Origin of the sequence: Vibrio sp. sp1 (assembly GCF_016920955.1) — a bacterium.
Taxonomy (GTDB): Bacteria; Pseudomonadota; Gammaproteobacteria; order Enterobacterales; family Vibrionaceae; genus Vibrio; species Vibrio alginolyticus.
Genome location: NZ_CP060589.1, coordinates 679,537 through 703,354, shown reverse-complemented (window position 1 = coordinate 703,354; position 23,818 = coordinate 679,537). Strand labels below are relative to the sequence as shown.

The window sequence follows — 23,818 nt, the reverse complement described above, 5'->3', positions numbered from 1 at the left end:
AGGGTATTACCGATCTCCAATGAGCCAGATTATTCGTCCGTGTATAAAAAGCGACACCCTGATAAGCCTGCGGCGGTCTACCACCAAGCTAAAGTGTTACCTGCCATTAAAGGGCTCGCGGTTTTAGCTGTGCAGTCGACAATCACATGGATACGCTCAGATAACTATAACTTTGAAAATACGGTTGTAAAAGTGTTTATCCACCTGTTCGCATCAATAATACACGTAAGTTCAAAAAAAGAAGCGTTAGTGAGCAATAAACCACCAATCTAAAATAAGCACTTTATTGATACATAACAGTAATCTCATCGCCACGATTGCTTAATATAAGCAACCTAATGACAAAGTAACGGATAATGAACGTGTTAAACAAGATTCGCAGTCAACTAGTAAAGAACGCAGCTAATATTTTGCGTTCTCCAGTCCAGTTATTACCACAGCCAATTCAGCAAAAAGCGTTGCTGGAAGGGCTAAAAATGGTGTTTAAAGAAGCCTTGGAAGATGGTGACTTTGAGTTCCTTGAAGACAAGTGGTTAAAAGTTGCGATTAAAGACTTGAACTTAGCATGGTACATCAGCTATCAAGACGAAAAATTGGTGGTAGCTGAAAAACCAGTTCAGGAAGATGTGAGTTTTAGTGGTAATCTAAACGACCTAGTACTGATTGCTGGTCGTAAAGAAGACCCTGACACACTGTTCTTCCAACGTCGCCTTTCAATTGAAGGTGATACTGAGCTTGGCTTAGAAGTGAAAAACTTAATGGACAGTGTCGACTTAGAGCAGTTACCGAAAGCAATGCAAGTCGCTTTGAATCAATTGGCTGATTTTGTTCAGAAAGGAGTTCAAGCGCCTGCACAACCAACCGGAGTAGCGAATGCTTATTCGAACTGAAGCCCCAGCGGACATTCTTACCATTGACCGCTTATTGAAACACGCCTTCCCGACGGAAGCTGAAGCTGAGCTTGTGATGCGTTTGCGCGAAAACAGCAAATTCACGCTTTCCTTAGTCGCGTGTACAGATGAGGGAGAGGTGATAGGCCATGCTTTATTTAGCCCTGTGACCTTAAATGGTGAAGATTTGTCATGGCAAGGGCTAGCGCCATTAGCTGTTCATGAAGATTACCGTCGCCAAGGCATCGCTGCAGAGTTGATCAAAGAAGGTTTTGATTCACTGCGTGATTTTGGCTACCCAGTGTGTGTGGTGTTGGGCGATCCTGATTATTACGCGCGCCAGGGTTTTCAATCATGCGACGAGATGGGCTTTGAATGTGCTTGGGATGTCCCTAAAGGTGCATTTCGAGTCGCAGAGTTGGTCGAAGGTCAATGTGCTGGACGCTCCGGACGCATAGACTATGCGCCAGAGTTCTCTGAACTGTAAATGAAAGAAGCCCACGACTAAGTGGGCTTCTTTCTTATTCACTGAAAACTGAGATAGGGAGGTTAGGATGACTGGTTACTTTTCTTTTTGCCCCAGACCTCTATTTTCGCTTTTTTACTTACCCCTAGCAGGCTAAGTTTTGTGCTTCCCCAGCTACTGTAAGTCATTTCAATCCGTTTTAGCTTGGCTTCTTTTGTACCTGGAAGGCTCCAGGCACGAGTCGACAATCCGCTTGTTAGTACGCCCATAGAGGAAAGCTTTTTCTCACTACCATCTGTCATGACGACTTTTAAACCATTAATGTCTACCGTTCCTTGCACACATTTTAGTTTTATTTTACTGAAGCTTCGGTTTCGGAATAGGCTATTTGGTGTCACGGTATCTGTTTCTGTATGAAAGTTAACGGTTTTCGTTGCAATCAGCTCCCACTCATCGCTGTTATTAGCAAAAACACTCACGCTGGTGGCGGCTACCAGTGTGCAAAGTAGTAGCGTATTTAAGAATTTCATAATGTACCTCATATGTCATACCCAATGTGTGGCCGTTGGCAAAACGCTATGTTCAGGAATATCCAAACCATCTCATTGTGTTCAGGTGTTCCTTGAAGTCCTTTAGGTATAATCGCGATAATTTGATAGGATTGCCCTCGTTCAAATAGGTGACGGAAAATGTCAATTAACGAGAAACAGTATTTACGTGAAATGGGGATCAGCACATGGGAGCTGGTACACCCTGAAAGACTGGAAGGCTATCAATCGCCATTATTGGATTTGCAAAGTTCATGTAAACTCCTATTGGTATCGCCAATATGTCCAGAAAACGAGACGGCATTGATGTTTGAGCGCGTATTAAAAAGCATTAAGCTCACGCTTGATGATGCGCTACACCTAGAGCCTGAGCGCTTATCCATGCTGGGTGAACATCAGCTAGAGTGGGTGTGGTTTGCAGGCTGTGAGGCTGATCAAAGCATCAAGGCAAAGCACCTGGTCTCGCCACTATTACAAGATATTGATGGTAATAACGAACAGCGCCGCGCATTGTGGCAACAAATCTGTTCGTACTCTTAACGGAGCTAATGCGTGACAATTGAAATTACGCCGATGCGTGCAGAGCACCTCGACCAAGTTTGGCAAATCGAGCAGCAAGCACATTCTCACCCTTGGGCCGAATCTTTGGTTCGTGACTTATCCAGTCGCGGTGCTTGCCATCATGTGATGCTGGAAGGCTCTCAAGTGGTTGGTTACTTCTATGGACAGAATATTGTTGGAGAAGTGACACTATTAAATATTGCAGTAGCGCCTTCTCAACAGGGCAGAGGGCTAGGGCAAAAATTGCTGGACGCGTTTATTGAATACTGTGAACAAGCCAAAGCAGAGAGTGCTTGGTTAGAAGTGCGTGAAAGTAATCACCCAGCTATCCATATTTATGAGCAAGCAGGTTTTAATGAAGTGGACCGTCGTTACAACTATTACCCAGCTAAATCGGGAAATGGTAAGGAAGACGCCATTATCATGAGTTACTTATTTTTGAGTTAGTTTTAGGCCGTTACTAATTACCTCATCAACACTTATGCTTTAAATGCGTATCCGGATTCGAGGCTTTTGAATATGTAATAACAATTTTTTGAATTTTTACATCTCTTTGTGTGGCGCTGGCTTTCCCTTGTTAGTTGCAGGTAAAGGCTGGTGAGCCGAGTAAATTCAGTTCATGTCTTTCCAGTTTGCTAGCACAGCGATAATAAGCGAGAATACCGCACAATATCGAATAGTAGATATGCTTGCCTATTTTGTGAGCATGAAAGTAATTTAGAAGATTAACTAATGTCAAATCCCCTTTTTTTAGGCGAAGTGTCTAAGCGCAGAACGTTCGCTATTATTTCTCACCCGGATGCGGGTAAAACCACCATTACTGAAAAAGTCCTTTTATTCGGAAACGCGATCCAAAAAGCAGGTACGGTTAAAGGTCGTGGTAACGCACAGCACGCAAAATCAGACTGGATGGAAATGGAAAAAGAACGTGGTATCTCGGTAACCACTTCTGTAATGCAGTTCCCTTACAATGACTGTCTGGTAAACCTACTTGATACGCCTGGACACGAAGACTTCTCGGAAGATACATACCGTACGTTAACGGCAGTAGACTCGTGTTTGATGGTTATCGATGCGGCGAAAGGTGTCGAGGATCGTACACGTAAGCTGATGGAAGTAACGCGTCTGCGTGACACGCCAATCGTAACCTTCATGAACAAACTTGACCGTGACGTTCGTGATCCAATGGAAGTATTGGACGAGGTAGAAAACGAGTTGGGCATGATGTGTGCGCCAATTACATGGCCAATCGGCTGTGGTAAAGAATTTAAAGGTGTGTACCACATTCACCGTGATGAAACGATTTTATACGAATCAGGTCACGGTCATGAGATTCAAGAAGTTCGAATCATCAAAGGTCTCGATAACCCAGAGCTTGATGAAAAAGTTGGTGCAGGCCTTGCGGAAAGTGTTCGAGAAGAGCTTGAGCTTGTTATGGGTGCTTGCCCTGAGTTTGATTTGGAAATGTTCCTAACAGGTGATCTTACGCCAGTTTACTTCGGTACTGCATTAGGTAACTTTGGTGTGGATCATATGCTAGACGGTCTAACTGAATGGGCTCCAGCGCCGAAAACTCGTCAAGCGGTTGAACGTGAAGTTGAAGCGACTGAAGAGAAGTTCTCTGGTTTCGTATTTAAGATCCAAGCGAACATGGACCCAAAACACCGCGACCGTATCGCATTCATGCGTATTGTATCTGGCACTTACACGCAAGGTATGAAGATGAACCACGTTCGTCTTGGCAAGCAAGTGAGTATCTCTGATGCAGTAACCTTTATGGCTGGTGACCGTGCACGTGCAGAACACGCTTACGCCGGAGACATCATTGGTCTACACAACCACGGCACTATTCAGATTGGTGATACCTTTACGCAAGGTGAATCACTGAAGTTCTCTGGTATTCCGAACTTCGCTCCGGAACTATTCCGTCGTATTCGCCTGAAAGATCCACTAAAGCAGAAGCAGCTTCTCAAAGGTTTGGTTCAGCTATCAGAAGAAGGTGCGGTACAGGTATTCCGTCCTCTACAGAACAACGATCTGATCGTTGGTGCCGTTGGTGTACTTCAGTTTGATGTTGTTGTGGCTCGTTTGAAGTCTGAGTATAACGTTGAAGCGATTTATGAAGGCATTAACGTTGCAACTGCGCGTTGGGTTGAGTGTGGTGATGCGAAGAAACTGGATGAGTTCCAACGCAAGAATCAAGCGAACTTAGCATTGGATGGGGGTGATAACCTAACGTATATCGCTCCAACAATGGTTAACTTAAACTTAGCGAAAGAGCGTTTCCCTGACGTTGATTTCCGTGCGACGCGCGAGCACTAATTTGTGCGGTTAGGGTAAGCCTTAACGCAAACTAGATTTTAAAACGCCCTTGGCTATAAACTTAGCCAAGGGCGTTTTTATATAAGGATAAGATATGAACTGGTTTAAACGTGGGCTAAAGCGTTACGACAATTGGTGTAAAGAAATGGGGTTAACCCCCGACCAGAAACGCAGTTGCGTCCCATATCGAAAAGACCCTGCCCATCAAACTAAAGAGAAGAGTGAAGCCCAACCATCCTCTGATTTTCTGCCCGCAGATACAGATAAAAAGCGTCAAGATGAAGCTCTTTGATACGCACTGCCACTTTGATTTTGATGTGTTTCAAGATGACTTTGCGCATCAACTTGAGCTTGCTCAAACGCAAGGCGTCGCAAGAATTTTGATTCCTTCCGTCGGTCCGCAAAATTGGGCTCGTATTCAAACTTTGGCAGAGCAACATGCCAATTTGTATTATGCTCTCGGCTTTCATCCGTATTTTCTTGAAGATAACGTTGAGCAGCACCTTACAGAGCTAGAAGGCTATCTAAATCAAAAAGGGCAGCAGTGCGTGGCAATAGGAGAGTGTGGTTTAGATTTTGCCATTGATGTTGATCCACAGTTGCAAGAAAAGATACTTGAAGTTCAATTTGAGCTGGCTAGACGCTTCGAACTCCCAGTTATTTTACATAGCCGAAAAGCGCACAATCGCCTCATTCAAATGGTGAAAGCGGCGAATCTCCCTAGAGGTGGTGTGCTACACGCTTTTTCTGGGAGTTATCAGCAAGCCATGGAGTGGGTCAAATTAGGTTTTTTTATCGGTGTAGGAGGAACGATTACCTACCCAAGAGCCAAGAAAACACGCGACGCAATTCAAAAATTACCACTCGAAAACCTAGTAATCGAAACAGACGCACCAGATATGCCTATACTTGGATATCAAGGGGAGTCAAATCACCCAGCCAAACTCATTCACGTCTTTAATGAGCTCGTAGAGTTGCATAACGGCCGAAAGCAATCGATTGCCTCTCAACTGTGGAAAAATAGCAATTTTGCTTTCTCGATATGTGAATAAAATCTAAAGATGTGGTTTGAAATCGAAAACGTTTTCCTGCTTATTGTGAATTAACTCACAAAGCTGGTTGAATCAATCATGAATCTTATAGGAAAGTGTGAGGCTGGCATTACTTTAATTGATTCTGCATGAGTATAATTGCCCCCGCTTTATAGCTCCATTTTGTAACACGCCAATAAATAACTTATAAGGAAGTCATAAACTATGAGCCTGTTTATGAGCCTAATCGGTATGGTAGTGCTTCTTGCGATTGCAGTGGCATTTTCTAACAACCGAAAAGCTATCAACTTTAGAACTGTGGGTGGCGCATTCGCTATCCAATTCGCATTAGGTGCATTTGTTCTGTATGTACCTTGGGGCCGTGATCTACTAAACGGTTTCTCTTCAGGTGTTTCTAACGTTATCAACTACGGTAACGATGGTTCATCATTCCTGTTCGGTGGTCTTGTTTCTGACAAGATGTTCGAAGTATTCGGCGGCGGCGGTTTCATCTTCGCATTCCGTGTTCTTCCTACACTGATCTTCTTCTCTGCACTGATTTCAGTTCTTTACTACATTGGCGTTATGCAATGGGTTATCAAGATTCTTGGTGGCGCACTACAAAAAGCGCTAGGCACTTCTCGTGCGGAATCAATGTCAGCTGCAGCTAACATTTTCGTAGGTCAAACTGAGGCACCTCTAGTTGTTCGCCCATTCGTTCCAAAAATGACTCAATCAGAGCTATTCGCGGTAATGTGTGGTGGTCTAGCTTCTGTTGCTGGTGGTGTACTAGCAGGTTACGCATCTATGGGTGTTCCACTAGAGTACCTAGTTGCGGCATCATTCATGGCAGCACCAGGTGGTCTACTGTTCGCTAAAATCCTTCACCCAGAGACTGACCAGCCTCACGAAAGTATCGAAGAAGCGATGGACGGCGGTGACGACAAACCAGTTAACGTAATCGACGCAGCTGCGGGCGGTGCGGCTTCTGGTCTACAACTTGCGCTTAACGTAGGTGCAATGCTAATCGCATTCGTTGGTCTAATCGCGCTAATCAACGGTATGCTAGGTGGCATCGGTGGTTGGTTCGGCATGCCAGAACTAACACTAGAGCTAATCCTAGGTTACGCGTTCTCTCCACTAGCATTCCTAATCGGTGTTCCATGGGCAGAAGCTGTAACAGCTGGTTCATTCATCGGTCAGAAAATCGTAGTGAACGAATTCGTTGCTTACTTGAACTTCACACCATATCTAGGTGAAAACGCTCAAGTAATCGCGGCAACTGGTGAAGTAATGTCTGAGAAGACAACAGCTATCATCTCATTCGCACTATGTGGTTTCGCGAACCTTTCTTCTATCGCGATTCTACTTGGTGGTCTAGGTAGCCTTGCACCAAACCGTCGTAGTGACATCGCTCGCATGGGTGTTAAAGCAGTTCTTGCAGGTACGTTGTCTAACCTTATGGCAGCGACAATTGCAGGCTTCTGCTTAAGCCTTGCAGCACTATAATTAGAATCGGTTCTTAATATATAGACGCCGTTTTACATCATGCCCTGTAGCAAGAGATTGCTGCGGGGCATTTTTCGTTTTTCGGGCTCCAAAATTTCATCGGGTGTTTGCCTTAGTCGAGGTATTACGCAGTCAATGGAATAGGGGCTAGGAAATTTTGAGATACAAACCGTTTGCGCTCTATTTGGTGCTACAGTTTTGCGGTGAAACTCTATAATGTATTAATCACAGGATAGTGGTTAAGCTTGATTCTTAATCACGTAATGAATATTACATAATCGATGGGCAAATGAATTGCCCTGCAATATCAGATCTAATAGGCGTTTTGCTTTGTGATGTGATATTAAAGACACCGCAATCATAGATTGTTGTGCCATAGGCCAAACTGGTACTGTGCGGTGACAAGGATAGCAATTGGCATATGATAAATTTTCGCTGTATATGCCGAGTCTTCAGGGAACCAAGTCCGTTCATTAATAGACTGTTTAGCCATTTACTCACATTGTCTCGACTTGTTGATTATAGTTAAAGACGTGATGTAAGGCTGAGTAGTGAATTTTTTGAATATTGATCGGAGATAGAAATGAGCGATTTAAAAGCAGCAGCGCTACGTGCACTTAAACTTATGGACCTAACTACGTTGAATGACGATGACACTGATGCAAAAGTGATCTCACTATGTCATGACGCGAAAACAGCAGTAGGCAACACAGCTGCAATTTGTATTTACCCTCGCTTTATTCCTATTGCTAAGAAGACACTTCGTGAGCAAGGTACGCCAGAGGTTCGTATTGCAACAGTAACGAACTTCCCACATGGTAACGACGACATTGAAATCGCAGTTGCTGAAACAAAAGCGGCGGTTGCTTACGGTGCAGACGAAGTTGACGTAGTTTTTCCTTACCGCGCGCTAATGGCGGGTGATGAGAAAGTAGGCTTCGAACTAGTTAAGCAATGTAAAGAAGCTTGTGGTGACATTCTTCTTAAAGTGATCATCGAAACAGGTGAACTAAAAGAAGAAGCACTAATCAAGAAAGCATCTCAAATCTGTATTGAAGCAGGTGCTGACTTCATTAAAACTTCAACTGGTAAAGTGCCAGTAAACGCAACACCAGAATACGCTCGCATGATGCTTGAAGTTATTCGCGACATGGGTGTTGCAGAAACTGTTGGTTTCAAACCAGCAGGTGGTGTGCGCACTGCTGAAGACGCAGCAGCATACCTAGCAATGGCTGACGAAATCCTAGGTGACAACTGGGTTGATGCTCGTCACTACCGTTTTGGTGCGTCTAGCCTGCTAACCAACCTACTAAATACATTAGAAGTATCGGACGACGTCGCTGATCCAACAGCGTACTAATTCCAATAATACGTCTGAACGGTAGCACCTAAACGGGTGCTACCAAACCTCTTCTATCCTACTACAACCATGGCTCAAAAGAGCTTGGGAGGCACTAATGTATTTACCACAAGAAATCATTCGTAAAAAACGTGACGGTGAAGTACTTACCGCAGACGAAATCAACTTCTTTATTCAAGGCGTAGCGAACAACACGGTATCTGAAGGTCAGATTGCGGCGTTTGCTATGACGATTTTCTTTAATGAAATGACCATGGATGAGCGCATCGCCTTAACGTGTGCAATGCGTGATTCGGGCATGGTTATCGACTGGAGCCACATGAACTTCGGTGGTCCAATTGTCGACAAACACTCAACCGGTGGTGTGGGTGACGTAACTTCTTTAATGCTTGGCCCAATGGTGGCAGCGTGTGGCGGTTTCGTACCTATGATCTCTGGCCGCGGTCTTGGTCATACAGGCGGTACGCTGGATAAACTTGAATCTATCCCTGGTTACAACATTACGCCGAGCAACGATGTTTTTGGTCAAGTAACCAAAGACGCTGGTGTGGCGATTATCGGTCAAACTGGTGACCTTGCTCCTGCGGATAAGCGTGTTTACGCTACTCGTGATATTACCGCAACGGTAGACAATATCTCCCTGATTACGGCGTCGATCCTTTCTAAGAAACTGGCGGCGGGTCTGGAATCGCTAGTGATGGACGTAAAAGTGGGTTCAGGTGCATTTATGCCAACTTACGAAGCGTCTGAAGAGCTAGCAAAATCAATCGTTGCGGTAGCAAACGGTGCTGGCACTAAGACTACGGCAATTCTTACGGACATGAACCAAGTATTGGCGTCTTCAGCGGGTAACGCAGTAGAAGTTCGTGAAGCGGTTCGTTTCTTAACAGGTGAATACCGTAACCCTCGTCTACTTGAAGTGACCATGGCTTCATGTGCTGAAATGTTAGTACTTGGCAAGCTTGCTGAGAACACAGAAGACGCACGCGCAAAACTGATGGAAGTGCTGGATAACGGCAAAGCGGCTGAGTGCTTCGGCAAGATGGTTGCTGGCTTAGGCGGCCCTGCGGACTTCGTAGAAAACTACAACAACTACTTAGAAAAAGCAGAAATCATCAAGCCAGTTTACGCAACAGAAACGGGCATTGTCTCTGCAATGGATACACGTGCTATCGGCATGGCTGTGGTTGCTATGGGTGGTGGTCGTCGTGTTGCTACTGATGAAATCGACTACGCAGTTGGTTTCGACGAGTTCATCCGCCTAGGTGAGGTCGCAGACAGTGATAAACCTCTTGCGGTCATCCACGCTCGCACTGAAGAGCAATGGGAAGAAGCGGCAAAAGCACTGCGCAGTGCAATCAAAGTAGGTGGTGAATACACACCAACTCCAGAGGTTTACCGCCAAATTCGTGCAGAAGATATCTAATAGAACAAGCAATTACACAAGGCCTACTCAACCATAATAAAAAGCCGAGTGGGCCTAAGGAACGAGCAATGAAAAGAGCATTTATTTTAGTACTAGACTCATTCGGTATCGGTGCAACTGCCGACGCTAAAGAATTTGGTGATGTAGGTTCAGACACACTAGGTCACATCGCTGACCAATGTGAAAAAGGCTTAGCAGATAACGACAATCGCCAAGGTGCACTTCGCCTTCCAAATCTATCGAAACTTGGTTTGGCAATGGCGCATAAAGAATCGACAGGTCGCTTCGCACCTGGACTAGACGCAGACGCTGAAATCATTGGTGCATACGGTCATGCAGCAGAGCTTTCTTCAGGTAAAGACACGCCGTCTGGTCACTGGGAAATCGCAGGTGTTCCTGTTCTGTTTGACTGGGGTTACTTCACTGACAAAGCAAACAGCTTCCCGAAAGAACTGACTGACCGCATTCTTGAGCGTGCAGGTCTTGACGGTTTCCTAGGTAACTGCCACGCATCTGGTACTCAAGTTCTTGACGATCTTGGTGAAGAGCACATGAAGACTGGCAAACCAATCTTCTACACCTCTGCGGACTCTGTATTCCAAATCGCATGTCACGAAGAGACTTTCGGTCTAGACCGTCTACTAGAGCTTTGCCAAATCGCACGTGAAGAGCTAGAAGATTACAACATTGGTCGTGTTATCGCGCGTCCATTTGTTGGTGCTGGTAAAGGTCAATTTGAGCGTACAGGTAATCGTCGTGATCTTTCTGTTGAGCCACCATCAGCAACGGTTCTACAGAAACTTGTTGAAGAGAAGCAAGGCAACGTGGTTTCTATTGGTAAGATTGCTGATATCTACGCAAACTGCGGCATCACTAAGAAAGTGAAAGCGACAGGTATCCCTGCATTGTTCGAAGCAACGCTAGAGCAAATCAAAGAAGCGGGCGACAACACGATCGTATTCACTAACTTTGTAGACTTCGACTCAGCTTACGGTCACCGTCGTGACGTAGCGGGTTACGCAGCGGCACTTGAGTACTTCGATGATCGTATCAACGAAGTGCTAGAGATTATGGAAGAAGACGATGTGCTTATCCTAACGGCAGACCACGGCTGTGACCCAACATGGCCAGGTACTGACCATACTCGTGAGCACATCCCAGTATTGGTTTATGGTCAAAAAGTACCAGCTGGTTCTCTTGGCCGCCGCGAAACATTCGCAGATATCGGTCAAACATTGGCAAGTTACTTCGGTACTTCTCCAATGGATTACGGTAAGAACTTCCTATAATTAGTTAGGTTTTTGAAAACTAGGAGCTTGATAGCTCCTAGTTTTATGTTTGCAGTATGTAAATGCTGCTTGTCGGAAATGAGAATACTCTGGCTTATATCGCCTTAAGCGCGGAGCGCTAGAGAAAGGTTAAGGAAAAGAAAATGGCAACTCCACATATCAATGCTGAAATGGGTGCATTTGCAGACGTCGTACTGATGCCTGGCGATCCACTACGTGCAAAATACATCGCAGAGACTTTCCTTGAAGATGTCGTTCAAGTGTGTGACGTTCGTAATATGTTTGGTTACACAGGCACATACAAAGGCCGTAAGATCTCGGTAATGGGCCACGGTATGGGTATCCCATCATGCTCGATTTACGCGACTGAACTAATCAAAGACTTCGGCGTGAAGAAAATCATCCGTGTTGGCAGCTGTGGCGCAGTGAATGAAGACATCAAAGTGCGAGATGTTGTGATCGGCATGGGTGCATGTACTGACTCTAAAGTGAACCGTATCCGCTTTAAAGGTCATGACTTCGCGGCAATCGCAGACTACAACATGGTTCGTGCGGCAGAAGACGCTGCAAAAGCTCGCGGTATTGACGTTAAAGTTGGTAACCTATTCTCAGCAGAGCTTTTCTACACGCCAGATCCAGAAATGTTCGATGTAATGGACAAGTACGGCATTGTTGGTGTTGAAATGGAAGCGGCTGGTATTTACGGTGTTGCGGCAGAATACGGTGCAAAAGCTCTGACAATCTGTACGGTTTCTGATCATATCAAGACTGGCGAACAGACTACATCTGACGAGCGTCAAACGACATTCAACGACATGATGCTAATCGCACTAGATTCAGTATTGCTTGGTGACGAAGAGTAAGCGACGAAGAGTCATTCTATTTTTCGCTCTCAAGAGCTAAAAAAACAGCCCGCACATTGCGGGCTGTTTTTATATGAGTTGTTAGCGCTACCTAGTTACTTGGTTAGCAGCAGGTTTGGCGCTTTTTTACGACGTATCGGTTGTCGACGTAAAATCAAGATGAACAACATACCACAGACAAAGCTCATTAAGACCATCATGTACATATAACGATCGCTCTTGCGATAGTGGTGGTCAGAAATAGCCGTCACCCGGCCCGTCTCAAAGGTCACGCGAACAAAACCGATAAGCGCACCATCTGCAAAAACTGGTTCAACCAACTGCTGGCGACCAATGGAAGCTGTTGCCAAAGGCGTATCCAGGCCAAGAACTTCGCGTACCGATAATGCCTCTTCACTAGACGCTAAACGTACACCCTGTGCATCGTAGATTGTTGCATCAAACACTAAACGGTCTTGTGCTAGCTGGTTTGTTAGCTGAAGTAATCGTTCTTGATCTTTAGTTAAAATCATCTCACTGGCAGAAAGAGACGCCTGTGAAATCAAAACTTTGGTGAGCGTTTCAAGCTGTTGTGCTTGAATTTTCTCATTACCCTTACTGATCACAACACTGTTTTTTATTGTGATAAACAACATCACACACAGTAGGATTAGTGCCAGAATTCTTAGGGCATTCCTTACTGAGAACAAAGATTCACTCATGCTCTTTACTCATCCATTTAAAATAAAACAAAGACTTGCCTTTTTAGTTTGTTGAGGTAACGTTTTAGCAAAGTCATAAGGGATTATATACATGGACGCGTCAAAAAGCTTGCCTATCAGAAAACATACGACACTTTTAAAACGATTACCCGAGACTCGATTTGCCTCCCAATTAGATAAAGCAAAAGCAAACTGGATCGTATTTGCTGAGTACCTTTCGCCAAGTCACTTCGAAGACATTGATTTCTTCACCGGCTTTTACAACCCAATACTAGAAACGTGGAAAGTTGGCCAATATGAAGTAGCCCTGATGGCCGGAGAGTTGACTCCTCAACATGAAACGATCTTACAAAGTCTCAACCTAGATTACGCCTCGCTTAATGAAGTGCCCGATCTATCAACCCAAGGGTTGATTGTATTTGATATGGATTCAACGGCGATCCAGATAGAGTGTATTGATGAAATCGCGAAACTGGCAGGAGTAGGGGATGAGGTCGCTGAAGTCACTGAACGTGCCATGCAAGGTGAGCTGGATTTTGAGCAAAGTTTACGTCAGCGAGTTGGTAAGCTCAAAGGTGCCGATGAATCAATTCTTGAACAAGTTCGTTCCCAGTTACCATTCATGCCGGACTTTGAAGCGCTAATTGCGACGTTGAAAGCCTTGGGCTGGAAAACAGCGATTGCCTCCGGTGGTTTTACTTACTTCTCTGATTACATCAAAGATAAAGTCGACTTAGACTTTGCTCGCTCCAATCAATTAGAAATTATTGACGGCAAACTCACGGGTAAAGTACTTGGCGATGTGGTAACGGCGCAGATGAAGTCTGACATTCTAGTGGAACTGGCGGATGAATATGAAATTGAGCAGCACAACACGGTTGCTGTCGGTGATGGCGCTAATGATCTTGTGATGATGTCGGTGGCAGGATTAGGGATTGCGTATCACGCAAAACCAAAAGTGGAAGCTCAAGCGCAATCAGCGATTCGCTTTGCAGGGTTGGGCGGTGTGCTCTGTATTTTATCTGGCGCATTGGTGAAGCAGCAAAAGGTCAGCTGGAAAGCTAAACCTTAACCATCCATTCAAAAACACCGCCAGAAAGGCGGTGTTTTTTTTCAATTTGGTATGACTTTGAATTTACTCGGTTAACTCCAATCTAATTACAACCTCTTCAGTAATGTCTTCAAATTCACTGTAACCAACGAGCGCTGTTAACTCTTTTTCTAACTTGCTCGCTTGATGTACGCCAAATTGGGTTAAGTCACTTAAATCTTGTTGCAGTAATGATGTCATCGGATCGAAAATTGGCGCAGTAGAAAGGCGAATCACGTAAAAGTCACCCATCATTCGCGCTTTCTTTATAAATTGAATCCGCTCTTTTACGCTGTTGAACTCTTGATGAAGCTTTGACTCAATGCCTGTAATTTTATTGCCTACTTTTGCGGCGCTTATGTAGATATCCTGATGTCTGGCTTGAGCACCTTCTACACGTTTTATTGGCTCTGCGATTAATGTGCTTGTCCGGCCTTTAAAGATAGGTTCAAGTGACAACAGTTGGTCATGCCCAAGACGGGCAAAAAGCTCAATGTGTTTAGGTAGCGGCAAGTTCACCCCGATAACGGGGGTTTTGATTGAAGATGACGTGCTCTTACTGATAAAAATGGGCGTGCTCAGCGTACGCGAGAGCAACATGCAGTGCAGCCTTTCAAGTAGAGCATTACTTGGTAGCGTCTCTTTTTGCGGGATTAGCTTGTCTTGATTGTGCTCGATAATGCTATTGAAAAAAGCGATTACCTTCATGGTTTGGCTGCTTTCATCAATAACTAGCTGCACGCTACAACCATCTGGGCTTACACGAATTACTCGGTATGGCACCGACATTAACGGCAATTTTTTATCGTAGAGTTGTAATTCTCGAAAGTTGATTCTTACCTCTTGCCCAGAACGTAACATCGTGGGCTCACTTAGCCTAATTCCGAGTCCTCTTTTGGAAAGGTCAACAGTACAGCCGCCTGTTTTAGTTTGTCCTGAGTACAACTCTAAAGGTGTTTTAAAACGATAACGAGGCTCTTTACGACGAGACTTTGCATCAAAATAAATGCCCTTTGGATTGCCGATAACTCTTCTCGGATGACGAAACGCGTTTAACGTATTAGCGGGTAAGCGCGGCTTTTCAGTTAGCAGGTAATCTTGCCCTGATTTTTCGTCAGCAATTTCTTGCAAAATACCAATATGAGTCAGTGATTGAGACGTTTCTGCCAACTCTGGAGAGAAAGTTGCTAGGTCTTCCTGCTCTTGCTCTGATAGTTCAAAGATTGAAATTCTAAAGGCGCGCCAACTCTCTCGTTTGCCACCTAAATGCCAAAATAGCTGGCGCTGTTCGCGAGTTGCTTCTGGGCGAAACATCGAATAGAAATAGGTTCGATTCTCGTGCTCGTGAGTAAATGAATAAAGGACATTGGTTGTTCCTTTAACACCAGGCTTAATGAGTGACGCGATGCGTTGCTCGTTGAATAAGGAACCAAACATTTGCTGGTTTCTCTCATCGTGCCAGTATTGCCAAAGCTTTTGATTGTTTGGCGTTAACATTGCTAATTTTAGGTCACTACCATCAAAGAATAGAGGCAAGCTGCTGGTGTGCTTTAGTGCGATGTGCTCATAACCGCGAGTTCGAGCTCGAATAATCTTGTCTTGATTGTCGTGACGAGCCCTTTTAGCAGCACTGTTGAGCGCTTCATCTATCACTCGGGTGACGACATTGGTGTCAGTTAAGCGTATGGTTCTGAGGTATCGAACTGAATCATTTTCGTAACAGTCATCAACCGCGAGTATGCGGTATGCAAGCGGTTTCTCTATACCTGCAACGTTAGATTTGCTGGCAAATTCAGTAAACGTGACCTGAATAATTTCCCCAAGGTTATATTTAAATGCGCTAGGGACTTTGAACTTTGCGCCAGAGCTAGATAAATCAATGCTTAATCCATGAAGAAGCTGTCCTTTAGAATGGCAAATTTCAACTTGAGATTGGACTTTCAAGCGTTTTTCTTGGCGCTTTAAATCGTAGCCTAGGTGAACGGGTTCTGCTAAGAACGGGCTTTTAGGATCCGTTAACGATTGCGTTTTTTGCTGAGTAAGGCGCTTGCTCATTACGCGAAAGTTATTTCGCGTGTTGACCAATGCTTCCCACATTCCTTCCGTGTAGCAGCCAAACTTTTTGATGTTTTTATGGTAAGCGTTGAAAGCAACATCATCCAACCAATGTGGAATGCCATCCAAAATATACTCGCGACATTCGCCTTGAACGCGACCTCGCAAATCAATGCTTTTTTTGCATGGAGCCATTAAGCGGTTAAGTTCCATTTTAACCAAAATTTTGGCCGAAGGCGGCTCTTCCTCGGTCAGTTGGCCAAGGACAAAGTCAAAGTCATTCGTACCGTAAACGGGAATGAGTCGTTCTGCGAGCGAGAGAATTTCAGATTGCTGCATTATTTCTGTTAGAGTATGTCGTTACTTTAAATTGTATCGGCTAAGCGAAGTAATACTTAAGTATATCAATAGTTCATTTCAGTTCAGGTCTGACTTGGCTGTGCTTAGTCACATTTGTAGAAAAAATTGAGGCATCATGGCGAAAGCAAAACGAGCGTATGTTTGTAATGATTGTGGCGCGGACTTTCCCCGTTGGCAGGGGCAGTGTAACGCATGTGGTGCATGGAATACGATAACAGAAGTACGTATCGCTGCATCGCCAACCGTTGCTCGCAATGAACGCTTAAGCGGCTACGCTGGTTCCGCAACAGAAGCTACGGTTCAAACGCTATCCGAAATTGATCTGCAAGAAGTACCTCGCTTCACCAGTGGGTTTAAAGAGCTTGACCGTGTGTTGGGTGGTGGGGTTGTGCCAGGTGCCGCAATTTTGATTGGTGGTAACCCTGGTGCAGGTAAATCAACACTTCTGTTGCAAACCATGTGTAGTTTATCTGCGCAAATGCCAACGCTTTACGTAACCGGTGAAGAGTCGTTACAGCAGGTGGCAATGCGTGCTTCCCGATTGGGCTTGCCGAAAGATCATTTAAAAATGCTATCGGAAACGAACGTCGACAAAATTTGCCAAATCGCCGAAAAAGAGCAGCCTCGTATAATGGTAATAGACTCGATTCAGGTGATGCACGTTTCTGATGTTCAATCGTCGCCTGGCAGTGTTGCTCAGGTACGTGAATCTGCGACGGCTCTGACACGATACGCAAAACAGAATAATGTTGCGGTATTTATTGTTGGTCACGTAACAAAAGATGGTACCCTTGCGGGCCCCAAAGTTCTTGAACACATTATCGACTGTTCGGTACTACTCGATGGTGGAACGGATAGCCGATTCCGCACTTTGCGTAGTCATAAAAACCGTTTTGGCGCTGTGAATGAGCTTGGTGTCTTTGCAATGACAGGCCAAGGATTGAAAGAAGTGAGTAACCCATCAGCGATCTTCCTTTCTCGTGGTGAAGAAGAAACATCAGGCTCTTCCGTCATGGTTGTTTGGGAAGGCACGCGCCCTCTACTAGTAGAGATTCAAGCGCTGGTGGATTACTCGCAGTTAGCCAACCCTCGTCGTGTTGCGGTCGGCTTGGAGCAGAACCGCCTATCACTTTTGCTCGCTGTATTGCATAAGCATGGTGGCTTACAAATGGCAGACCAAGATGTCTTTGTTAATGTGGTTGGCGGTGTTAAGGTGACGGAGACGAGCGCTGATCTTGCTTTAGTTATGGCGCTTTTATCGAGTTTTCGTGACCGTCCACTCCCTAAAGATGTGGTGATTTTTGGTGAGGTAGGGCTTGCGGGCGAAATCCGTCCTGTGCCAAGTGGGCAAGAGCGTTTGAATGAAGCGTTCAAACATGGTTTCAAGAAAGCCATCGTGCCAGCAGCCAACATGCCGAAAGGTGGCATCCCTGGCATGCAAATTCACGGCGTTAAGAAATTGTCGGAAGCTATAGAGGCTTTTGACGAGCTGTAATGCTCATAAGAATGGTATTTGTGCAATCACAAACTGTTCTATCCGTCCTCAATAAAATGCGAATAAAGTACATAAATTGCTGTGTTTGACTATGCTTTGGGGACGGAAATTTCACGTTAAAATTTTTTTTCTTCCATCCGCACGCAAGGGTATCAGTATTGACAGAATGTGATATACTCTGCGCGCACTTTATACCTTATTAACAGAGTAAGACAATGACTGATTTATCAAAATACAGAAACATTGGTATTTTTGCTCACGTAGACGCGGGTAAAACTACCTCTACAGAGCGTATCCTAAAGCTAACTGGTAAGATCCATAAGATCGGTGACACTCACGACGGTTCAACTACTACTGACTTCATGGAGCAGGAAGCTGAGCGTGGTATCACAATCCAGTCTGCAGCAACAACTTGTTTCTGGAACGATCACCGTCTAAACATCATCGATACTCCTGGACACGTTGACTTCACTATCGAAGTTTACCGTTCTCTAAAAGTACTTGACGGTGGTATCGGTGTATTCTGTGGTTCTGGTGGTGTTGAGCCTCAGTCAGAAACTAACTGGCGTTACGCTGACGAATCACACGTATCACGTCTGATCTTCGTTAACAAACTAGACCGTATGGGCGCAGATTTCTACAAAGTTGTAGATCAAGTACAGAACGTACTAGGTGCTACACCTCTAGTTATGACTCTACCTATCGGTATCGAAGAAGATTTCGTAGGTGTTGTAGACGTACTAAGCCAACAAGCTTACGTATGGGATGAGTCTGGCCAACCAGAGAACTACGAAGTTCAAGATATTCCAGCAGACATGGTAGAGAAAGCTGCTGAATACCGTGAAATGCTAATCGAAACTGCTCTAGAGCAAGACGAAGATCTAATGATGGCTTACCTAGAAGAAGGCGAAGAGCCATCTCTAGAAGACATCAAACGTTGTATCCGTAAAGGTACTCGTGATCTAGCATTCTTCCCAACTTACTGTGGTTCAGCGTACAAGAACAAAGGTATCCAACTTATTCTTGACGCGGTAATTGATTACCTACCATCTCCAACAGAAGTTGATCCACAGCCTCTAACTGATTCAGAGACTGGTGAGCCAACTGGTGAAGTTGCGACTGTATCTGCAGACGAGCCACTACGTGCTCTTGCATTTAAGATTATGGATGACCGCTTCGGTGCTCTAACCTTTATCCGCATCTACTCTGGTAAGATGAAGAAAGGTGATACAATCCTTAACTCTGCAACTGGTAAAACAGAGCGTATCGGCCGTATGGTTGAGATGCACGCGGACGAGCGTAACGAGATCGATTCAGCACAAGCTGGTGACATCATCGCTGTAGTTGGTATGAAGAACGTTCAAACTGGTCACACTCTATGTGATCCTAAGCACGAATGTACTCTTGAGCCAATGATCTTCCCAGATCCAGTAATCTCTATCGCAGTTAAGCCTAAAGATAAAGGCGGTTCTGAGAAGATGGGTATTGCGATCGGTAAAATGGTTGCAGAAGATCCATCATTCCAAGTTGAGACTGATGAAGATTCAGGCGAAACTATCCTGAAAGGTATGGGTGAACTTCACCTAGACATCAAGGTAGATATCCTTAAGCGTACTTACGGCGTTGAGCTAGAAGTTGGTGCTCCACAGGTTGCTTACCGTGAAACTATCACTCAAGCAATCGAAGATAGTTACACGCACAAGAAACAGTCTGGTGGTTCTGGTCAGTTCGGTAAGATCGATTACCGCATCAAACCAGGTGAGCCAAACTCTGGCTTCACGTTCAAATCAACAGTTGTTGGTGGTAACGTACCTAAAGAATTCTGGCCTGCAGTTGAGAAAGGCTTTGCGTCAATGATGGAGCACGGTGTTCTAGCTGGCTTCCCTACTCTAGACGTTGAAGTTGAACTATTCGACGGTGGTTTCCACGCAGTTGACTCTTCAGCTATCGCTTACGAAATCGCAGCGAAAGGTGCATTCCGTCAGTCTATGCCTAAAGCTGGCGCGCAACTTCTTGAGCCAATCATGAAAGTTGACGTGTTCACTCCAGAAGATCACGTTGGTGACGTAATCGGTGACCTTAACCGTCGTCGTGGTATGATCAAAGACCAACAAGCAGCGTCTACTGGCGTACGTATCAAGGGTGATGTACCTCTATCAGAAATGTTTGGTTACATCGGTACTCTACGTACTATGACTTCTGGTCGTGGTCAGTTCTCTATGGAGTTCTCACACTACGCACCATGTCCAACAAACGTTGCAGAGCAAGTAATTGCTGACGTTAAAGAGCGTAACGCTAAGAAGTAATTCTTAAGTTAACTCTATAACTTGAAAGCCCCGCTTAGTGCGGGGCTTTTTGTATCTAGCAGTCTTATACGCAGAGCGTTTTTGTTTTATTCCTATTTAGCGTTTGTTTTGACGATTGTTATGATGCCGTTCTAGTGCTGTTGCCTTTTAGGTCAATGGTCTTAAAGTCTGGTACCACTGACTTTTCAAATATTTCTATTTCTTCCTTCAACCATTGCGCAAACAATTGAGCTTTAGGTCTTTTTAAGTAGCCTTTTGGCGCACACAAGTAATACGCAAAGTTGGGCTTGATAGCGATATCTCCAATTCGGACCAATTTGCCAGAACGAAAATATTGATGAGCTAAACTGTGTTTTACTAATGCCACGCCTTGAAGTGATAGTGCAGCCTCAAGCACGAGATGTGATCCACTGTATTTTAAGGTAGGCTTTGCTGCGCAGTGACCCAAGGTTGCTAACCACATATTCCAATCAAGATCAGGCCAAACATCTTCAATCAGCTCAGCTTTGCTTAAATCCTCGATGTTATAGATCCCGTGCTCTTTCTGGTACACCGGATGACAAGCTGGATAAAAAGCTTCGTCCATTAGCCATTGTGATTCTAAATTGGGGTACTTTCCTAAACCGTAACGAACACATAAATCTATCTGGCTATCTTGAAAAGACACCAAATCATTGGTTGGTTCTAATAGCAAGGCGATATCAGGGTGACGCTGACGAAAAGCCGTAATTTTCGGGACTAACCAATGATGAGCGAAAGAGGGGAGTGTTGATATCGAAAGGTGGTTCGGGTTTGGATCTTGATTGACTAATCTAACCCCTTGCTGCAAATGAGCAAACCCTCTTTCTGCCTGACTAAACAGTAGCTCTCCCTCAGGTGTGAGCACGATTTTTCTGTGCTGACGAACAAATAGGTCCGTGCCTAAGAACTCTTCTAAATGACGAATTTGCTGACTAATGGCCGCTGGCGTAACAAAGAGTTCTTTTGCTGCCGTTTTAAAGCTTCCTTCCTTTGCTGCAACGAAAAAGTAATACAAGCCCTGTAAGGGAGGCATTCGATCTTTCACATTAGTTTTCCTTAACTCTATGGCAGATTCTATCGTTTGAGGATATCAGCGTAGTCGCTGATTATTAAGTGGTCAACATTGTATAGGGATCTTTGAAATGGAAAACATGACACACACTTGTGAGCGTACTATACCTACTGCCCATCAGAGCGGGTTACAGTTAATTTATTCTAAACTGGCGGCTTGGAGAAGGAACTATAAGACACGTCGTCACTTGAGAGAGTTACCAAAGCACCTTTGGGACGATATTGGGTTAGGTGAAAGGGAGATTAGTTGTGAAGTGAGTAAGCCATTCTGGAGAGAGTAGTTTATGAGTTTGATTCAAGCTCAAAGTTAAGTTGCACTCCCCAATGGTGTTGAGGAGTGCAAGCAAAATTACAAGTCTTCTTCCCACACGACCAATTCATCTTTTGGCCAATTGTGGCCTATCTCATGATACTTTTGTTCGAGCACATGACGTTTAATTTTAAGCGTTGGCGTCAGTACGCCATTTTCTATACTCCAAGGTTCTTTAATCATTAACACACCTTTGATTTGCTCATGAGAGGCGAGTTCTTGATTCATCCTGGCAATAACTTTACGTGTGGTACGTGCGTATCGCTCTCGATCAAAGTTAGGGAAGTCATGTGGCACAACCAAAAGAATCGGAGCGGGTAGCCCTAAACCGATGAGACACATCATCTCTACGCGACTGTACTCGAAAAGCTTTTTCTCGATAGGAACCGGAGAGACAAATTTACCTTTGGCGGTTTTGAAGTTATCTTTTTTACGGCCTTGAATCGTTAGATAACCATCTGAGTCGATAGCGCCGATATCGCCTGTGTGTAGCCAGCCCTCTGAATCAAAAGACTCTTGGGTGGCAATGTCATTTTTGTAGTAGCCAGAAAATAGCCCTTTGCCACGCACCATGATTTCATCATCAGCTGCGATTTTTAACTCAATGCCTGGTCCTGCATTACCGACACTACCGATTTTGTCAGCTCTAAATGGGTAGTTGAGCGTGCTGTAGGCAAATGATTCCGTCATCCCCCAAGCCTCTGTGATATCAAGGCCCACTGAGTGGTACCATTCCAACAGCGCTGGCGAGACAGGTGCAGAGCCACAGCCTAATACTCGAGCCTGATCTAAACCTAGACCATCTGCTAGCTTTTTCTTGATCAAAGAATTGACGAATGGGATTTTCAACAGAATATTGAGCTTCTTCTGTGGAAGTTTGTCTTGAATACGTTGCTGGAATAGCGTCCATAATCGTGGGACGGAGATAAACAGAGTTGGTCGGTGCATCTTCACATCTTCGATAAAAGTGTCCAGTGACTCTGGAAATGCTGTTGGCACGCCACCCATAATCGATGAACCGAAGATATAAACACGCTCTGTAATATGAGCGAGCGGTAAATAAGAGAACAATCGGTCGTTTTCTTGGATACCAATATGATTGATCAGTTGCTGAACAGACCAACTGAATGCGCCGTAAGTTAGCATCGCGCCTTTCGGTAACCCTGATGTGCCTGAGGTATACACCAACGACATTAGCTTGTCATCGTAATGCTGCGGACGCTCTTTACTTGGCACTGCATCAGCAATGAGCGCTTGGTATTCGTGCTTACACTTTGGTGCCGTGTCATAAGGTAGAGCGATGCTAATGAGTTCAGGCATAGCATCAATGACTTGCTGAGTTGCTTTGGGATCATCGAGTTTTCCGCCAATGATCGCTTTACTTTCACTATGAGTCACACAGTATTCGATGGTGTCTGCACCGGCGGTAGGAAAGATTGGCACACTGACATAGTCACCAAGCATCATAGCAAGATCGCAAATAAACCATTCTGCACAGTTTTTAGATACTAATGCGACTTTGTCGCCAGGCTTTACACCAAGTGAGCGTAGTGCGCTGACAAGTTTTAAGGCTTGATCTGCAACATCAGAGAATGTGTACTCAACAAATTGTCGGTTAATAATTTGTTTTAGGTAGACCTCATTTGGACGCTCTTGAGCCCATTTGAGGATCATTTCATTTGGTGGTGGGAGAGCGCAACCAGCAGCGCTATTTAGATTCGGCTGATTCATTTTAAGTGACTCCATGTCTTCTCATTGTATTTATAATTGTTAACGCATTGTTAACTTTAGCATGTTAAATCGCGACACGGGAATGCATTTTGATGAAATATGTGGGGAAGATAGCGTTAGTTATGGTTGAAGTCGGAGCGACTCGATCTAAAAAGCAATGTGATTGATGCTACGCAAAAGAGAACAGGCTTTTCAGCTGTTATGTCATACCGACTTCATACTAAGAGCACAGGTAAGCAATTTATTTTATTAATAATATTGCGAAAACATAGAATCTATCCTAATTATTTATTAACTAGTGGCTTAGTGTTGAAGATAAGTATAAATGTCTCCTAATTTCTTCAAAGCGCCAAACTTAAAGGTATGTCGTGGTTTTGAAGTAGCTATACTAATCTTACTTTGGAAAGTTAGGA

Annotated in this window: 21 protein-coding genes; 15 read left to right on the top strand and 6 right to left on the bottom strand. The window is 44.6% G+C overall.

Going from position 1 to position 23,818, the window contains the following annotated elements; genetic code table 11:
• Positions 1 to 362 precede the first annotated feature (362 nt).
• Both H9L11_RS03295 and H9L11_RS03290 read left to right on the top strand, forming a co-directional pair.
• Positions 363 to 890: an SCP2 domain-containing protein gene (locus tag H9L11_RS03295; RefSeq protein ID WP_005394645.1), complete on the top strand. Its 528-nt coding sequence runs from the start codon at positions 363 to 365 to the stop codon at positions 888 to 890.
• Positions 874 to 1,377 carry an N-acetyltransferase gene (locus H9L11_RS03290; protein WP_005380119.1) on the top strand — a complete coding sequence of 168 codons (504 nt, stop codon included), beginning with the start codon at positions 874 to 876 and terminating at the stop codon, positions 1,375 to 1,377. The genes H9L11_RS03295 and H9L11_RS03290 overlap by 17 nt, the downstream gene beginning before the upstream one ends.
• Before the next feature lie 62 nt (positions 1,378 to 1,439).
• On the opposite strand, the gene H9L11_RS03285 is transcribed toward H9L11_RS03290, so the two are convergent.
• A complete protein-coding gene (locus tag H9L11_RS03285; protein ID WP_064376539.1) occupies positions 1,440 to 1,886 on the bottom strand; it encodes a hypothetical protein in 447 nt (148 codons plus the stop codon).
• Between the two features lie 159 nt (positions 1,887 to 2,045).
• On the opposite strand from H9L11_RS03285, the gene H9L11_RS03280 reads away from it, so the two are divergent.
• The 6 genes from H9L11_RS03280 (at position 2,046) to H9L11_RS03255 (ending at position 7,327) form a co-directional block, all read left to right on the top strand.
• The gene (locus tag H9L11_RS03280; protein ID WP_064376540.1) at positions 2,046 to 2,444 is read left to right on the top strand and encodes a DNA polymerase III subunit psi; all 399 of its coding nucleotides are present in this window, start codon (positions 2,046 to 2,048) and stop codon (positions 2,442 to 2,444) included.
• A 12-nt stretch (positions 2,445 to 2,456) separates the two neighbouring features.
• Complete coding sequence (rimI, locus tag H9L11_RS03275; protein WP_005380122.1) at positions 2,457 to 2,912, top strand: ribosomal protein S18-alanine N-acetyltransferase; 456 nt, start codon at positions 2,457 to 2,459, stop codon at positions 2,910 to 2,912.
• 285 nt (positions 2,913 to 3,197) lie between these two features.
• A complete protein-coding gene (gene prfC, locus H9L11_RS03270) occupies positions 3,198 to 4,787 on the top strand; it encodes a peptide chain release factor 3 (protein ID WP_005380123.1) in 1,590 nt (529 codons plus the stop codon).
• 94 nt (positions 4,788 to 4,881) lie between these two features.
• Positions 4,882 to 5,079, top strand: a complete 198-nt coding sequence (locus H9L11_RS03265; protein ID WP_064376469.1) for a DUF5363 family protein — start codon at positions 4,882 to 4,884, stop codon at positions 5,077 to 5,079.
• A complete protein-coding gene (locus tag H9L11_RS03260; protein ID WP_005380129.1) occupies positions 5,066 to 5,839 on the top strand; it encodes a TatD family hydrolase in 774 nt (257 codons plus the stop codon). Before H9L11_RS03265 ends, H9L11_RS03260 begins: the two co-directional genes overlap by 14 nt.
• 204 nt (positions 5,840 to 6,043) lie before the next feature.
• A complete protein-coding gene (locus H9L11_RS03255; RefSeq protein WP_005380131.1) occupies positions 6,044 to 7,327 on the top strand; it encodes a NupC/NupG family nucleoside CNT transporter in 1,284 nt (427 codons plus the stop codon).
• A gap of 358 nt (positions 7,328 to 7,685) precedes the next feature.
• Here H9L11_RS03255 and H9L11_RS23630 read toward each other — a convergent pair whose 3' ends face one another.
• Positions 7,686 to 7,820: a hypothetical protein gene (locus H9L11_RS23630; RefSeq protein WP_005391675.1), complete on the bottom strand. Its 135-nt coding sequence runs from the start codon at positions 7,818 to 7,820 to the stop codon at positions 7,686 to 7,688.
• A gap of 90 nt (positions 7,821 to 7,910) precedes the next feature.
• Between H9L11_RS23630 and deoC the strand changes: the two genes are divergently transcribed.
• The 4 genes from deoC to deoD all read left to right on the top strand — a co-directional run bounded on the left by deoC (position 7,911) and on the right by deoD (position 12,265).
• Positions 7,911 to 8,687 (top strand): deoxyribose-phosphate aldolase, encoded by a 777-nt coding sequence (deoC, locus tag H9L11_RS03250; protein WP_005380133.1) that lies wholly within the window; start codon positions 7,911 to 7,913, stop codon positions 8,685 to 8,687.
• A 97-nt stretch (positions 8,688 to 8,784) separates the two neighbouring features.
• Entirely contained in the window at positions 8,785 to 10,113 is a 1,329-nt protein-coding gene (gene deoA, locus H9L11_RS03245; protein ID WP_064376470.1) for a thymidine phosphorylase, read from the top strand.
• 68 nt (positions 10,114 to 10,181) lie between these two features.
• Complete coding sequence (locus tag H9L11_RS03240; protein ID WP_205390992.1) at positions 10,182 to 11,402, top strand: phosphopentomutase; 1,221 nt, start codon at positions 10,182 to 10,184, stop codon at positions 11,400 to 11,402.
• Positions 11,403 to 11,545: 143 nt separating this feature from the next.
• Positions 11,546 to 12,265, top strand: coding sequence for a purine-nucleoside phosphorylase (gene deoD, locus H9L11_RS03235; RefSeq protein WP_005380140.1), 720 nt, complete (start codon positions 11,546 to 11,548; stop codon positions 12,263 to 12,265).
• 95 nt (positions 12,266 to 12,360) lie between these two features.
• On the opposite strand, the gene H9L11_RS03230 is transcribed toward deoD, so the two are convergent.
• Positions 12,361 to 12,966, bottom strand: coding sequence for a YtjB family periplasmic protein (locus tag H9L11_RS03230; RefSeq protein WP_005391677.1), 606 nt, complete (start codon positions 12,964 to 12,966; stop codon positions 12,361 to 12,363).
• Between the two features lie 91 nt (positions 12,967 to 13,057).
• Between H9L11_RS03230 and serB the strand changes: the two genes are divergently transcribed.
• The gene (serB, locus tag H9L11_RS03225) at positions 13,058 to 14,038 is read left to right on the top strand and encodes a phosphoserine phosphatase (RefSeq protein WP_005380142.1); all 981 of its coding nucleotides are present in this window, start codon (positions 13,058 to 13,060) and stop codon (positions 14,036 to 14,038) included.
• Positions 14,039 to 14,101: 63 nt separating this feature from the next.
• Here the strand turns inward: serB and H9L11_RS03220 are convergent, their stop codons facing one another.
• The gene (locus H9L11_RS03220; RefSeq protein WP_205390991.1) at positions 14,102 to 16,450 is read right to left on the bottom strand and encodes a PilZ domain-containing protein; all 2,349 of its coding nucleotides are present in this window, start codon (positions 16,448 to 16,450) and stop codon (positions 14,102 to 14,104) included.
• A gap of 136 nt (positions 16,451 to 16,586) precedes the next feature.
• Here H9L11_RS03220 and radA point away from each other — a divergent pair, with 136 nt between their 5' ends.
• The gene (radA, locus tag H9L11_RS03215; protein ID WP_005386443.1) at positions 16,587 to 17,966 is read left to right on the top strand and encodes a DNA repair protein RadA; all 1,380 of its coding nucleotides are present in this window, start codon (positions 16,587 to 16,589) and stop codon (positions 17,964 to 17,966) included.
• 215 nt (positions 17,967 to 18,181) lie between these two features.
• Complete coding sequence (gene fusA, locus H9L11_RS03210) at positions 18,182 to 20,272, top strand: elongation factor G (protein WP_005386444.1); 2,091 nt, start codon at positions 18,182 to 18,184, stop codon at positions 20,270 to 20,272.
• A 118-nt stretch (positions 20,273 to 20,390) separates the two neighbouring features.
• Here the strand turns inward: fusA and H9L11_RS03205 are convergent, their stop codons facing one another.
• The gene (locus tag H9L11_RS03205; protein ID WP_017820432.1) at positions 20,391 to 21,338 is read right to left on the bottom strand and encodes a LysR substrate-binding domain-containing protein; all 948 of its coding nucleotides are present in this window, start codon (positions 21,336 to 21,338) and stop codon (positions 20,391 to 20,393) included.
• A 375-nt stretch (positions 21,339 to 21,713) separates the two neighbouring features.
• On the bottom strand, positions 21,714 to 23,405 hold the full coding sequence (locus tag H9L11_RS03195; protein WP_025768211.1) for an AMP-binding protein: 1,692 nt from the start codon (positions 23,403 to 23,405) through the stop codon (positions 21,714 to 21,716).
• Positions 23,406 to 23,818 lie beyond the last annotated feature (413 nt).

Bases quoted from the DNA above. Each gene is read 5' to 3' on its own strand.
- H9L11_RS03290 (WP_005380119.1), top strand. From the start codon at position 874: ATGCTTATTCGAACTGAAGCCCCAGCGGACATTCTTACCATTGACCGC.
- H9L11_RS03285 (WP_064376539.1), bottom strand. From the start codon at position 1,886: ATGAAATTCTTAAATACGCTACTACTTTGCACACTGGTAGCCGCCACC.
- H9L11_RS03280 (WP_064376540.1), top strand. From the start codon at position 2,046: ATGTCAATTAACGAGAAACAGTATTTACGTGAAATGGGGATCAGCACA.
- prfC (WP_005380123.1), top strand. From the start codon at position 3,198: ATGTCAAATCCCCTTTTTTTAGGCGAAGTGTCTAAGCGCAGAACGTTC.
- H9L11_RS03265 (WP_064376469.1), top strand. From the start codon at position 4,882: ATGAACTGGTTTAAACGTGGGCTAAAGCGTTACGACAATTGGTGTAAA.
- H9L11_RS03260 (WP_005380129.1), top strand. From the start codon at position 5,066: ATGAAGCTCTTTGATACGCACTGCCACTTTGATTTTGATGTGTTTCAA.
- H9L11_RS03255 (WP_005380131.1), top strand. From the start codon at position 6,044: ATGAGCCTGTTTATGAGCCTAATCGGTATGGTAGTGCTTCTTGCGATT.
- H9L11_RS23630 (WP_005391675.1), bottom strand. From the start codon at position 7,820: ATGGCTAAACAGTCTATTAATGAACGGACTTGGTTCCCTGAAGACTCG.
- deoC (WP_005380133.1), top strand. From the start codon at position 7,911: ATGAGCGATTTAAAAGCAGCAGCGCTACGTGCACTTAAACTTATGGAC.
- deoA (WP_064376470.1), top strand. From the start codon at position 8,785: ATGTATTTACCACAAGAAATCATTCGTAAAAAACGTGACGGTGAAGTA.
- H9L11_RS03240 (WP_205390992.1), top strand. From the start codon at position 10,182: ATGAAAAGAGCATTTATTTTAGTACTAGACTCATTCGGTATCGGTGCA.
- deoD (WP_005380140.1), top strand. From the start codon at position 11,546: ATGGCAACTCCACATATCAATGCTGAAATGGGTGCATTTGCAGACGTC.
- H9L11_RS03230 (WP_005391677.1), bottom strand. From the start codon at position 12,966: ATGAGTGAATCTTTGTTCTCAGTAAGGAATGCCCTAAGAATTCTGGCA.
- serB (WP_005380142.1), top strand. From the start codon at position 13,058: ATGGACGCGTCAAAAAGCTTGCCTATCAGAAAACATACGACACTTTTA.
- H9L11_RS03220 (WP_205390991.1), bottom strand. From the start codon at position 16,450: ATGCAGCAATCTGAAATTCTCTCGCTCGCAGAACGACTCATTCCCGTT.
- radA (WP_005386443.1), top strand. From the start codon at position 16,587: ATGGCGAAAGCAAAACGAGCGTATGTTTGTAATGATTGTGGCGCGGAC.
- fusA (WP_005386444.1), top strand. From the start codon at position 18,182: ATGACTGATTTATCAAAATACAGAAACATTGGTATTTTTGCTCACGTA.
- H9L11_RS03195 (WP_025768211.1), bottom strand. From the start codon at position 23,405: ATGAATCAGCCGAATCTAAATAGCGCTGCTGGTTGCGCTCTCCCACCA.